Source organism: Streptomyces sp. NPDC016459 (assembly GCF_040632845.1).
Taxonomy (GTDB): Bacteria; Actinomycetota; Actinomycetes; order Streptomycetales; family Streptomycetaceae; genus Streptomyces.
Genome location: NZ_JBEYCR010000010.1, coordinates 167,107 through 179,344, shown reverse-complemented (window position 1 = coordinate 179,344; position 12,238 = coordinate 167,107). Strand labels below are relative to the sequence as shown.

Below are 12,238 nucleotides of genomic sequence, written 5' to 3'. Positions count from 1 at the left end.
GGCCCCCGCTCCCCCGGTCAGCCCTGCTGGAACAGCTCGGCGGGCAGGGGCTTGAGCAGCGTGTACAGGTCGTCGGTGATCGGCCGGTCCCAACTGGCGATCGTCACGAGGACGTTGTCGCTGCGGTCGAACTGGACGCAGGAGATACGGCTCTCGGAGAGCTTGAGACGGCGCACGATCAGGAGGTTGTCGCCCTGCATCACGGGGACGTCCTCGACGTCGAGGACGTCGACCGGCTCGTCGTTCTCGAGGGCGGCGAGGAGCTGGGCCACCTCGAAGGGGATCTGGCCCTCCGCGAGCTCGCGCGCCGGGGAGCCCTCCGGCAGATTGCCGATGATCATCGCGGGGCCCCGGCCGCCGAACAGGTCGTACCGGAGGAAGACGCCCTGGCAGGAACCGTCGGGGGCGGGCAGCAGACCGGCGCCGAGGTTGCCGGGCCAGTCCCCCGGGTCCATGGCCAGGACATCGAAGTCCGGGCCCGCGGGTGTGGCGGCGCTACGGCGGCGGAGGAAGGACATACGGCCATGGTACGTGCCCGGGCGCGCGACGCGACGCGCCGGGCGGCTCCGGGAGGCTGCCCCGGTTCGGCGGGATCGGGCGGCCCCGTACGGCACTCCCGGACCACGGTGGCGCGGGGCCGCCGACGCCCCTGCCCCGGTCACGGACGGTGACCTGGACGGCCCCGCCAGGACCGCCGGGACCTTCTTCCGGCGGGACGGGGTGCGGTGGGTGCTCCTCGGGCACATGGCGACCGTGGACGCGGACGCGGGACGGACGTGGTCTGGAGCGCCCCGACGGCGTCGGGCCGCCGGACGATCCTCGCCATCGGTTCCAGCGAGAGCGCGATACGGTGGACGGACCGTCCCCGACCAGCGAAGGAACCGTGTCACCGTGTCCGAGACCCGGGAACCCGCGCTGCGCGGAGATTGCGCGAACTGCTTCGGCCTGTGCTGTGTGGCGCTGCCCTTCGCGAAGTCGGCCGACTTCGCCGTGGACAAGCCGCCGGGTGAGCCCTGCCGGAACCTCCGGGAGGACTTCCGCTGCGGCATCCACACCCGGCTGCGGCCCAGCGGCTTCCAGGGCTGCACGGTGTACGACTGCTTCGGCGCGGGCCAGCAGGTCTCCCAGGTGACCTTCGGCGGGGTGTCCTGGCGCGAGGCGCCGGAGACCACGAGCCGGATGTTCGACGTGTTCTATGTGATGCGCCAGCTCCACGAGCTGCTGCGCTACCTCACCGAGGCGCTGGACCGGCCGGCGGCCGGGCCGGTCCACGCCGATCTGAGGGGCGCGCTCGACCGTGTCGAGGCGCTCACCCGTGCCTCGGCGGACACGCTGGAGCAGCTGCGTGTGCCCGAGGTGCGCGCCGATGTGAATTGGCTGCTCCTGCGGACGAGTGAGCTGGTCCGCGCGACGGCCGGCGGGAAGCCGAGGAGCCGGCGCGGCGCGGACCTGGTCGGGAAGCGGCTGCGCGGGGCGCGGCTGCGCGGCACCGACCTGCGGGGGGCGCTGCTCATCGCCGCCGATCTCACGGGGGCGGATCTGTCGCTCACGGATCTGATCGGCGCCGACCTGCGCGACGCCGATCTGTCGGGGGCGGATCTGACCGGCGCCCTCTTCCTGACGCAGCCCCAGCTGAACGCGGCGCGCGGGAACGCCGACACCCGGGTCCCGGAGGGATTCGAGCGCCCCGCGCACTGGACGGTCTGACCGTCCCCCGCCTCCTACCTGGGAGGCCTAGGAGGAGGCCGCCGCGTTCCGCCAGACCGTGACGTCGAGCGTCAGGTAAGTGCTGGGCGAGTCCTCCGGGGAGATGCCCTTGACCGTGACGAGTCCCAGGTGTCCGGTGCCGGTCGTGACGCAGATCTGCCGGCCCGTGGACAGTTTGTTCACGTAGACGTTCTGGGTGAAGCGGGTCTCCGCGCGGCACACGGCGAGGGAGCCCTCCTGCCCCGGGTCGAGGAGTACCAGGCTGCCGCCGGTGACCTCCGCGTCGAGGTACCCGCCGGTGTCGTAGGAGAGTTCGTACCCGCCGTCCTCACCGTCCTGGGGTCGCACGGTGTCGTCGCCGAGGGTCAGGTGGTAGCCGGCGGTGAGGTTGACGCTCTTGTAGTCGGCGGGCTGCGGGTCGGTGCCGGTCGAGGCCCTGGCACTCGGCGTGCTGCCGGTGGTGCCGGGTGTCGTCCCTCCGCTCTGGCTGTTCGACGGGGCGCCGCCCGGCTTGTCGCCGTTCGCCGTGGTCCCCTGCCCCTTGTCCTTCAGCAGGGCGTACGCCGTCACACCGCCCACCGCGCCGAAGGCGAGTACGGCGGCGACGGCGACCAGCAGTCCTCGCCCGGCCCGGCCCCGCGAGGCGCCGGTCGCCGTGGGCGGTTGCCCGCCCGGGCCGCCGAGGTGCTGGTACGGCGTGGGGACGGGCCCCTGCGTCGGCGCGTACGCGGCGTGCACCGGCGCCGCTTGGGGTGGAGGCGTGCGGTACGGCCCGGGCTGCTGCCCGAGGGGAGGCCGGAGGACGCCGGGCGGGCCGGGCGGCGGGGCCGGAGCGACGGGCGCGGTCGGTCCCGCGGTGGCGGTGGGGGCGTAGCCGGGGGGCGGGCCCGACGGAGCGGTGGGTGAGTAGCCGGCCGCGGGGGCGGCCGCTGGGGGAGGCGGGGTCTGGACGGGTGCGGGGGCCGCCGCCCGCGCCGTGATGTCGGCGGACACGGGGGCCGGAAGCCAGTCCTCGGGGCGGCGGAGCACCGTCGCCGCGTTCGCCTCCTGGCAGAGGCTGATGATCTCGGCGAGCGTCGGCCTCGCCTCGGGGTCCTTCGCGAGGCAACGGGTGACCAGCTCGCTCAGCCGCTCCGGCACCGCGCCGAGGTCCGGCTGCTCGTGCACGATGCGGTAGAGCACGGCGTGCGAGGTGCCCTCGCCGAACGCGGGGACGCCCGTCGCCGCGTAGGCCGCGACCTGTCCGAGCGCGAAGATGTCCGTCGCCGGGGTCACCTTGCGGCCCGCGGCCTGCTCGGGAGCCATGAACGACGGGGTGCCGATGGTGACGCCGCTGCCGGTGAGCGAGGTCGCGTCGGCCGCGTGGGCGATGCCGAAGTCGATGACCCGGGGCCCGTCGGAGGCGAGCAGCACGTTGGACGGCTTGAGGTCGCGGTGGACGATCCCGGCGCCGTGGATGACGTGCAGGGCCTCGGCCATCCCGGCGACGAGCAGCAGCACGGTATCCACGGGGAGCGCCCCGTGGGCGACGGCCGCGTCGGCGAGGGACGGGCCCGGGACGTAGGCGGTGGCGAGCCAGGGCTGGGCGCCGTCGGGGTCGGCGTCGATCACGGGCGCGGTGAAGAGCCCCTGCACGCGCTGCGCGGAACGCACCTCCTGGGCGAAGCGGCGGCGGAACTCCGCGTCCTCGCCGAACTCGGGGCGGATCAGTTTGATCGCCACGGGCCGGCCACCGGGCGTGTACGACAGGTACACCTTTCCCATGCCGCCCGCCCCCAGCTTGGCGGCCAGCCGGTATCCCGCGACCGTGGTGGGGTCGTCCGCCGCGAGCGGGTGGAAGATCTCGCCCGCGCCGCCTGTACCCGGCTGCTGACCGCTCATGTACTCATGTCTCCCCACGCTGACCTCTGTTGCCGCACGGCACCCTACCGTCGTGCGGTCGCCCTGCCCGACGCGAGGACGACCGGCGGCGCCGCGCCCGGCCTATGCGGCGTACGTGTGGGGGGTGGTGGTGGAGAGGGTGAGGAAGCCGAGCCGCTGGAGGATGGGGCGGCTGGTGTCGGCGGCGTCGACCTGGACGTAGCGGTGGCCGCGTTCGGCCGCGAGGCGGGCGCGGTGGGCGACGAGGGCGCGGTAGAGGCCGCGGCCGCGCCAGCTCTCGACGGTGCCGCCGCCCCAGAGTCCGGCGAAGTCGGTGCCGGGGCAGAGTTCGAGGCGGGCGGCGCTGACGGGTTCGCCGGCCGCGAGGGCGACGACGGCGGTGACGGTGTCGGGGTCGGCCGCGAGGCGGTCGAGGAGCCGGCGGCCGATGTGGGTGCTGTCGGTGCCGAAGGCGCGTTCGTGGACCTCGACCACCTGGCGTACCCCGGCCTCGTCGGTGACCGGGCGGAGTTCGACGCCTTCGGGGAGCGGTGCGTCCAGGGGCAGTGAGGCGGCTTCGGCGGCCATCAGGGTCTCGGGGGCCTCGGCGGTGAAGCCGGCGGCGAGGAGCCGCTCGCCGAGGTCGGCGGGGGTGTCGTGGGCGTACAGCTTCCACTCGAAGGACAGGCCCGCGGTGCGGTAGTGGTCGATCTGTTCGGCGATGGCCCGGTCGGCGGCGGAGGCGTCGAGCCGGGACCAGAGAACGCCGTTCCAGGCGTGCGCCGGTCCGGTCTGGCGGACGACGTCACCGAGGCGTTCGACCCGGCAGCCGGGGCCCTCGGGACGGGCCCCGTACCGGAGCTGACGGTCGTACAGGTCGCGCAGGCGCTGGGGTTCCATGGGGGTCACTCCAGCATCGTGTCCGGCCCCGGGCAAGGGGATTTCCGCCGGTCGGGACGGTGAAGGCGAGGGCCCGGCCGGGACCGGCCGGGCCGTGGTCCCCGCGCGGTCACGGGGCGGGGGTCGCCTTGGCGGGCACGGACGGCGAGCCGGTCGTTCCCGCGTCGTGCCGGAGCGGGGTGATCTGTTCGATGTCGTAGCGGATCCGGAGCCGTTCGATGGCCTGGTGGTCGACCTCTCCGCCCGAGGCGAGGATCTCCATGAGTTCCTCGAAGTACCGCTCGTGGTCGGGCGGCGGGGAGGCCTGGAAGAGCATGCGCACGGGGTCCCCGGTGGGGTTGGCGAAGGCGTGCGGGCAGCCGGGCGGCACCAGGATCAGGGTTCCGGGGGTCGCCCGCACCGCCCGCTGCCCGGAGGACGACTCCCATTCCCGCCAGCTGTCCTTCGTGCGGACGAGCGGTTCGAAGGCGAGGACGTCGAGTTCCCCCTCCAGGACGTAGAAGAGTTCCTCGCTGTGCCCGTGGGCGTGGGCGCCGACGTCGAAGCCGGGCGGCACGACGACCTCGAAGGTGGAGGCGGTACGGGAGTGCTCGCCGGTCACCTTGAAGGTGACGTGCTGGGCGGCGGTGGTGAGGGTCTTGCCGTGGCCGGGCGGCACGATGAGGCCGCCGCCCGGTCCGATCGCGGTGGCTGTCACGGTGTGCGGGTTCCTCTCACCAGGCGACCGGGAGGGTCTCGGGGCCGCGGATGAGGGCTCCGCGCTGCCAGCGGATCTGGTCCTCGGGCACGGCGAGCCGCAGGTTCGGGAAGCGGGTCCACAGGGAGTCGACGAGGATCTCGGACTCGATACGGGCGAGCGCGGAGCCGGGGCAGTAGTGGGGGCCGTGTCCGAAGGCGACGTGCGGGTTGTAGCCGCGGTCGAAGTCCAGCCGTTCCGGGTCGGGGAAGACGGCGGGGTCGCGGTTGGCGGTCAGGTAGGACACGTAGACCGGGTCGCCGGCCGGGATGGTGACCCCGCCGACCTCGACGTCCTCCAGGGCGATCCGGGAGAGGCCGACGGCGTTGCGGTGCGGGATGTAGCGGAGCAGTTCGTCGACGGCCTGCGGAATCAGTGCGGGTTCCGCGCGCAGCCGGGCGAGGTGCTCGGGGTGGGTGAGCAGCGCGTACACCATGTTGGCGCTGTTGTTGCGGACCGCGTGGGCGCCGCCGATCTGGATGAGGACGGCGAGTCCGACGGCCTCGTGTTCGGTGAGGGTGTCGTCGTCGACGGCGTCGGCGAGGACGGCGGCGAGGGTCTCCTTGCCGGTGCCGTGGGTGCGGCCGATGAGCTCGGTGAAGTAGCGGCCCATGTCGGCCTTGGCCTGTTCGCTGGCCTCTCGGCCGGCGGCGGCGGAGATGATGGTGTCGGACCAGCGGGCCATGAGCGGTTGGTCGCCCTCGGGCACCCCCATGAGTTCGCTGACCATGGCGAGCGGGAACGGCCGGTTGACGAGCTCCATGAGGTCGGCGGGCGCGCCGTGCTCCTCGACGCGGTCCAGGAGCCGGTCCATGACGTCCTGGGCGTGGTCGCGCAGGGCGCGCAGGGCGCGGGCGCTGAAGGCGCGGGCGACGACGCGTCGCATCCGGGTGTGGTCCGGCGGGTCGGCGAAGCCGACGGCGCCTTCCATCGGGATGAAGTGGGGGGCGACCCGGGTGATGGAACGGCCCCAGACGGCCTGGCGGCTGAAGCGGGGGTCGACGGAGACGAACTTGACGTCCTCGTACCGGGTGACGAGCCAGGCGTGGCCTTCGCCGTGGGGCAGCCGGACCCGGCTGACGGGGTCCTCGTGCAGCAGCTTGGCGAGCAGCGGGTCGAAGTCGAGGCCGGTGAGGTCGGGCACGGCCCAGAAGTGGACCTGGGGGGTGTCGGCGTCGGTGGCGGTGGCGGCGGTCACGAGGCCGTCCCCTCGGGAGAGGTGAGGGCGGGGCGGTACGGGTCGGGAGCGGTGGCGGCGGGGCGCCGCTGCGGGTGGGGAGAGGTGAGGGCGGGGCGGTGCGGGTCGGGCATGACGTTCACTTTCGTCCGGGCACGCGGGCGGGCCGCCGTCCGGGCCGGGGCGGCGGGACCGAGACCGGGCGGACCTCGGCTGATCCAGCCTTCCCCGCCCCGGAGGCGGGCCGTCCCCGGGCCCGCCGAAAAGACACCCCAAGGTGTGATGATCGGTTCGCACCTGGCCGTGCCGGAAAAAGGGCCGGCGGACCCCTTGCCAACCCCCCGGCCCCTGCGGTTCTACTGACCCGGAACGCATCTACCGAATGATCGGTCGTCCGGCCCTCGACCGGGGCCGTGGAGGAGTGGCGCGATGACGGACCTGCTGGACAGCGGCGAACGGCTCGGGCGCGAGGAACTCGCGGCACTCCAGTTGGAGCGCCTGCGGGCGACCCTGCGCCACGCGTACGAGAACGTGGACTTCCACCGCCGCTCCTTCGACGCGGCCGGGGTGGCCCCGGACGACTGCCGAACCCTCGCGGACCTGGCCCGCTTCCCCTTCACCACCAAGGCGGACCTCCGCGACCACTACCCCTTCGGCATGTTCGCCGTCGAACCGGACCGGATCCGCCGCGTCCACGCCTCCAGCGGCACCACCGGCCGTCCGACCGTCGTCGGCTACACCAAGGCGACCTCGACACCTGGGCGGACGTGGTGGCCCGGTCCCTGCGGGCCGCCGGTGTCCGCCCGGGCCACAAGGTGCATGTGGCCTACGGGTACGGCCTGTTCACCGGCGGGCTCGGCGCCCACTACGGCGCGGAGCGGCTCGGGTGCACGGTGATCCCCGCCTCAGGCGGCATGACGGCCCGACAGGTGCGGTTGATCCAGGACTTCCGTCCCGAGGTCATCATGGTGACGCCCTCGTACATGCTGACGCTGCTCGACGAGTTCGGGCGGCAGGGCGTGGACCCGCGCTCGACCTCCCTGAAGGTGGGCGTCTTCGGCGCGGAGCCGTGGACGGAGGCGATGCGGAAGGAGATCGAGGAGGCCTTCGCGATCGACGCGGTCGACATATACGGCCTGTCGGAGGTGATCGGGCCCGGCGTGGCGCAGGAGTGCGTGGAGACGAAGGACGGCCTGCACATCTGGGAGGACCACTTCTACCCGGAGGTCGTGGACCCGTTCACCGGCGAGGTGCTCCCGGACGGCGAGGAGGGGGAGCTGGTCTTCACCTCGCTCACCAAGGAGGCCATGCCCGTGGTCCGCTACCGGACCCGTGATCTGACGCGTCTGCTGCCGGGGACCGCGCGGGTGTTCCGGCGGATGGAGAAGGTGACCGGGCGCAGCGACGACATGATCATCCTGCGCGGGGTGAACCTCTTCCCGACGCAGATCGAGGAGCTCGTGCTCCGTACGCCGGGCGTGGCCCCTCACTTTCAACTGCGGCTCACCCGGGAGGGACGGCTCGACGCCCTGACGGTGCGCGCCGAGGCCCGCCCGGGGGCGACGGGCGAGGAGCGGGCGGAGGCGGTCCGGACGCTCGCGGCGGCCGTCAAGGACGGGATCGGGGTCTCGGTCGGGGTCGAGGTGGTCGACCCCGGGACGCTGGAACGGTCGGTGGGCAAGATCAAGCGGATCGTGGATGTGAGGGAGGGCGAGGAGCGCTGAGGCCTGTCCGGGAAGTCACGCGCGGGTTCGCGAGGCAGACGGCGCTCCTTGCCGGAATGGCCCGAGGGGGTCAGGAGGGCTCGTCGGCGAGGCGGTCGCGGAGTTCGCGCTTGAGGATCTTGCCGCTGGCGTTGCGGGGCAGTCCGGGGGTGAAGTGGATGCGCTTCGGGGCCTTGAAGGGGGCGAGCCTCTCCCGTGCGTGGGCGAGGAGTTCGGCCTCGGTGACCTCGCCACGCGGGACGACCACGGCCGTGACCGCTTCGATCCAGCGGTCGTCGGGCAGGCCGATCACAGCCACCTCCGCGACGCCGGGGTGGGTGTAGAGCGCGTCCTCCACCTGGCGGGAGGCGACCAGGACGCCGCCGGAGTTGATGACGTCCTTCACCCGGTCGACGATCGTGTAGTAGCCCTCGCTGTCGCGGAGGGCGAGGTCGCCCGAGTGGAACCAGCCGCCTCGGAAGGCCGCCTTCGTCTCGTCGGGCTTGCGCCAGTAGCCGTCGCACAGCTGCGGCGAGCGGTAGACGATCTCGCCGGGGGTGCCGTCGGGGACGTCGTCGCCGTCCTCGTCGACGACGCGGGCCTCGACATGGCGGACCGGACGGCCGCACGACTCCATCCGCCCCTCGTGCTCGTCCGGGCCCAGGACCGTGGCGAGCGGCCCGATCTCGGACTGGCCGAAGCAGTTGTAGAAGGCGAGCCCCGGGAGCCGGGTGCGCAGCCGCTCCAGGACGGGCACCGGCATGACCGACGCCCCGTAGTACGCCTTGCGCAGGGTGGACAGGTCGCGACCCGCGAAATCGGGGTGGCCGGCGAGACCGATCCAGACGGTCGGCGGGGCGAAGAGGCTGTCCGCGCGCCCGGCCTCGATCAGGTCGAACAGGACGACGGGGTCGGGGCCGTCGATGATCGTGTTCTCGGCGCCGACGGCGAGGTAGGGCAGCAGGAAGACGTGCATCTGCGCCGAGTGGTACAGCGGCAGCGCGTGCACCGGCCGGTCGTCCTGGTGCAGGTCGAGGGCCTCGATGGCGCTCGTGTACTCGTGGGCCAGCGCGAGGTGGCTCATCATCGCGCCCTTGGGGAGGGCGGTGGTGCCCGAGGTGTAGAGCAGTTGGGCGATGTCGCGGGCGTCGCGGTCGGTGAGGTACGTCTCCGGTTCGACGAGCGCGTCGAGCAGTGAACCGGGCGCGTCACGCAGGGCCTTGACCGCGTAGCCGTCGGGGACGCGGTCCGCGAGGGCCGGGTCGGCGAGGACGAGCGAGCTGTCCGACTGCTCCAGGACGTACGCGAGGTCCTCACCCGTCAGGTGGTGGTTGACCGGCACGTGGATCAGCCCGGACCGGGCGCATGCGAGGAACGCGATGAGGTAGGCGTCCGAGTTGTGGCCGTACGTCGCCACCCGGGCGTACTCCGGCAGGGCGAGGCCGTGCCGCCGCTCGCGCAGGACCGCGGCGGCGGTGGAGACGGCCGCGTCCAGCTCCGCGTACGTCCAGGTCCTGTCGGCGTACCGGACGGCGATCCGGTCGGGGACGCGCCGGGCGCTCGCGCGCAGGAAACCGTCGACGGTACGGCTGAGGAGTCGGTCCATGCGGTGATCCTCGGCGTGGCGGGACCGAGGGTCAAGTACCGCTCGGCGTGCCGCACTTGCTGAGGCCTCGGATACCGAACGGGATGTTGACACGGGGGCGCGTGGCTGGGTGCATGGGGCAACCAGCAGTGCACATCCGTCCGTCGGGAGACACGTTGCATCTCCGCACCCGTCTGAAACACCTGGCGCTCACCGGCGCCGCCCTCGCCGTCGTCACCGCCTCGCTGCCGGGCGCGGCGTCCGCGGACTCCGGCGGCCGGGGCCACCACCCCTCCGACCGGGGCCTGTCGGCCGTCATCCGGTACACCGAGTACGGCGTCCCGCACATCCTGGCCAAGGACTACGCGAACCTCGGTTTCGGGACGGGCTGGGCCCAGGCCGCCGACCAGGTCTGCACCCTCGCGGACGGCTTCCTGACCGTGAACGGTGAACGGTCCCGGTACTTCGGCCCGGACGCCGTCACGGACGGCTCGCTCTCCTCCGCCGCCACGAACCTCTCCAGCGACCTGTACTTCCGTGGGGTGAAGGACGCCGGGACGGTCGAGGAGCTGCTCGCGACCCCGGCACCGGCCGGGCCGAGCCGTGACCTCAAGGAACTGATGCGCGGCTGGGCGGCCGGGTACAACGCCTGGCTGCGGAAGAACCGGATATCGGATCCCGCCTGTGCGAAGGCCGCGTGGGTCCGTCCGGTGACCGCGCTCGACGTGGCCCGGCGGGGCTTCGCCGTGTCGGTGCTCGGCGGGCAGGGGCGGGCCGTCGACGGCATCACCGGCGCCCGGCCGCCGGCCACCTCGACGGGGGAACCCGTCCAGGCGCCCGACCCGGAGCGTGCGGCCGCGGCCGCGCGGGAGCTGTTCGCGGCCGAGAACGCCACCATGGGCTCCAACGCCGTCGCCTTCTCGGGCGCCACCACGGCGAACGGGCGCGGGCTGCTCCTCGGGAACCCGCACTATCCGTGGCAGGGCGGCCGCCGCTTCTGGCAGTCGCAGCAGACCATCCCGGGCGAACTGAACGTCTCGGGGGCCTCGCTCCTCGGCACCACCGTCGTGAACATCGGCTTCAACGACAAGGTGGCCTGGAGCCACACCGTCGCCACCGGGGTGCCGCTGAACCTGCACCAGCTGACGCTCGCGCCCGGTGACCCGACCGCGTACCTGGTGGACGGCCGGCCCGAGCGGATGACCCCGCGCACGGTGACCGTTCCGGTCAGGGACGGCGCGACCGTCACCCGCACCCAGTGGTGGACCCGGTACGGCCCGGTCGTCGGCGGCCTCGGCGCCCAGCTCCCGCTGCCGTGGTCCACCACCACGGCGTACGCGCTCAACGACCCCAACGCGGTCAACCTGCGCGGCTCCGACACCGCGCTCGGCTTCGGGAAGGCCCGGTCCACGCAGGACATCGCCGACACCCTCGAGCGCACCCAGGGCCTGCCCTGGGTCAACACGATCGCCGCGGACTCGGCGGGGCACTCCCTCTTCACCCAGGCGCAGGTACTCCCCCGCATCACGGACGAACTCGACCGGCGCTGCTCCACCCCCCTCGGCCGGGCCACCTACCCGTCCTCGGGTGTGGCGGTGCTCGACGGCTCCCGGTCGGACTGCGCGCTCGGCTCCGACCCGGACGCCGTACAGGCGGGGGTCTTCGGCCCCGCGCGGATGCCGGTCCTTCGGGACGCCCCGTACGTGGCGAACTCCAACGACAGTGCCTGGCTGACCAACGCCGACCGGCCGCTGACCGGTTACGAGCGTGTCTTCGGGACGATCGCGACCCCGCGTTCGCTGCGCACCCGGGGCGGGGTCGAGGACGTGGCGGCGATGGCGGAGCGCGGTCGGCTGACGGTGGCGGACCTCCAGCGCCAGCAGTTCGCCAACCGGGCGCCGGCCGGTGACCTGGCGGCCGCCGAGGCGGCGGAGGCCTGCGCGGGCGCGCTCCCGGGCGACCCGGAGGTCTGCCGGGTGATCGGCGCCTGGGACCGGACGGTGGACACCGGCAGCCGGGGCGCGCTGCTCTTCGACCGGTTCTGGCGGAAGTTCACCGGTACGGTGAGGCCGGCCGACCAGTGGAAGGTGCCGTTCTCGCCGACCGACCCGGTCCGTACCCCGCACACCTTGAACACGTCGGCGCCCGGGTTCGCGAAGGCGCTGACCGACGCGGCGGCGGAGCTGCGGGCCGCCGGGATCCCGCTGGACGCGCCTCTGGGCGCCCATCAGTTCGTCGTACGGAACGGGCAGCGGATCCCGGTGAGCGGCGGCACCGAGTCGCTCGGGATCTGGAACAAGACCGAGTCCGTGTGGGACGCGGCGGGCGGCGGCTACATCGAGGTCGCGCACGGGACCAGCCATGTGCAGGCGGTGGGTTGGGACGGCGGAAGGTGTCCGGTGGCCCGGACCCTGCTCTCGTACTCCCAGTCGTCGAACCCGGCCTCGCCGCACTACAGCGACCAGACCCGGCTGTACGCGGGCGAGCGCTGGGTGACCTCCCGGTTCTGCGAGAAGGACATCCTGCGCTCCCCGGCGCTGCGGGTGGTGGTCGTCAGGGGCTGATCGGTT

The 12,238-nt window shown here is 73.3% G+C and carries 8 protein-coding genes and 1 pseudogene; 3 read left to right on the top strand and 6 right to left on the bottom strand.

Annotated elements, in window-relative coordinates; translation table 11 throughout:
- Positions 1-17: 17 nt before the first annotated feature.
- Positions 18-518: a hypothetical protein gene (locus ABZ567_RS23675; protein ID WP_360793087.1), complete on the bottom strand. Its 501-nt coding sequence runs from the start codon at positions 516-518 to the stop codon at positions 18-20.
- A 373-nt stretch (positions 519-891) separates the two neighbouring features.
- Between ABZ567_RS23675 and ABZ567_RS23670 the strand changes: the two genes are divergently transcribed.
- Positions 892-1,707 carry a pentapeptide repeat-containing protein gene (locus ABZ567_RS23670; RefSeq protein ID WP_360793085.1) on the top strand — a complete coding sequence of 272 codons (816 nt, stop codon included), beginning with the start codon at positions 892-894 and terminating at the stop codon, positions 1,705-1,707.
- Positions 1,708-1,734: 27 nt separating this feature from the next.
- Here the strand turns inward: ABZ567_RS23670 and ABZ567_RS23665 are convergent, their stop codons facing one another.
- The 4 genes from ABZ567_RS23665 to ABZ567_RS23650 all read right to left on the bottom strand — a co-directional run bounded on the left by ABZ567_RS23665 (position 1,735) and on the right by ABZ567_RS23650 (position 6,401).
- Positions 1,735-3,588 (bottom strand): serine/threonine-protein kinase, encoded by a 1,854-nt coding sequence (locus tag ABZ567_RS23665; RefSeq protein ID WP_360793083.1) that lies wholly within the window; start codon positions 3,586-3,588, stop codon positions 1,735-1,737.
- A gap of 102 nt (positions 3,589-3,690) precedes the next feature.
- The gene (locus ABZ567_RS23660) at positions 3,691-4,467 is read right to left on the bottom strand and encodes a GNAT family N-acetyltransferase (protein WP_360793081.1); all 777 of its coding nucleotides are present in this window, start codon (positions 4,465-4,467) and stop codon (positions 3,691-3,693) included.
- Positions 4,468-4,576: 109 nt separating this feature from the next.
- Positions 4,577-5,164, bottom strand: a complete 588-nt coding sequence (locus ABZ567_RS23655; RefSeq protein ID WP_360793079.1) for a cupin domain-containing protein — start codon at positions 5,162-5,164, stop codon at positions 4,577-4,579.
- 16 nt (positions 5,165-5,180) lie between these two features.
- On the bottom strand, positions 5,181-6,401 hold the full coding sequence (locus ABZ567_RS23650; RefSeq protein ID WP_360793077.1) for a cytochrome P450: 1,221 nt from the start codon (positions 6,399-6,401) through the stop codon (positions 5,181-5,183).
- 408 nt (positions 6,402-6,809) lie between these two features.
- Here ABZ567_RS23650 and paaK point away from each other — a divergent pair.
- A pseudogene (gene paaK, locus ABZ567_RS23645) lies at positions 6,810-8,104 on the top strand (phenylacetate--CoA ligase PaaK).
- Between the two features lie 70 nt (positions 8,105-8,174).
- Here paaK and ABZ567_RS23640 read toward each other — a convergent pair.
- Positions 8,175-9,689: a fatty acyl-CoA synthetase gene (locus ABZ567_RS23640; RefSeq protein ID WP_360793075.1), complete on the bottom strand. Its 1,515-nt coding sequence runs from the start codon at positions 9,687-9,689 to the stop codon at positions 8,175-8,177.
- A gap of 155 nt (positions 9,690-9,844) precedes the next feature.
- Between ABZ567_RS23640 and ABZ567_RS23635 the strand changes: the two genes are divergently transcribed.
- On the top strand, positions 9,845-12,232 hold the full coding sequence (locus tag ABZ567_RS23635; RefSeq protein WP_360793073.1) for a penicillin acylase family protein: 2,388 nt from the start codon (positions 9,845-9,847) through the stop codon (positions 12,230-12,232).
- Positions 12,233-12,238 lie beyond the last annotated feature (6 nt).

What these genes read in the sequence shown, in the direction of transcription:
- ABZ567_RS23675 (WP_360793087.1), bottom strand. Translation starts at nt 518, where the DNA reads ATGTCCTTCCTCCGCCGCCGTAGCGCCGCCACACCCGCGGGCCCGGAC.
- ABZ567_RS23665 (WP_360793083.1), bottom strand. Translation starts at nt 3,588, where the DNA reads ATGAGCGGTCAGCAGCCGGGTACAGGCGGCGCGGGCGAGATCTTCCAC.
- ABZ567_RS23660 (WP_360793081.1), bottom strand. Translation starts at nt 4,467, where the DNA reads ATGGAACCCCAGCGCCTGCGCGACCTGTACGACCGTCAGCTCCGGTAC.
- ABZ567_RS23640 (WP_360793075.1), bottom strand. Translation starts at nt 9,689, where the DNA reads ATGGACCGACTCCTCAGCCGTACCGTCGACGGTTTCCTGCGCGCGAGC.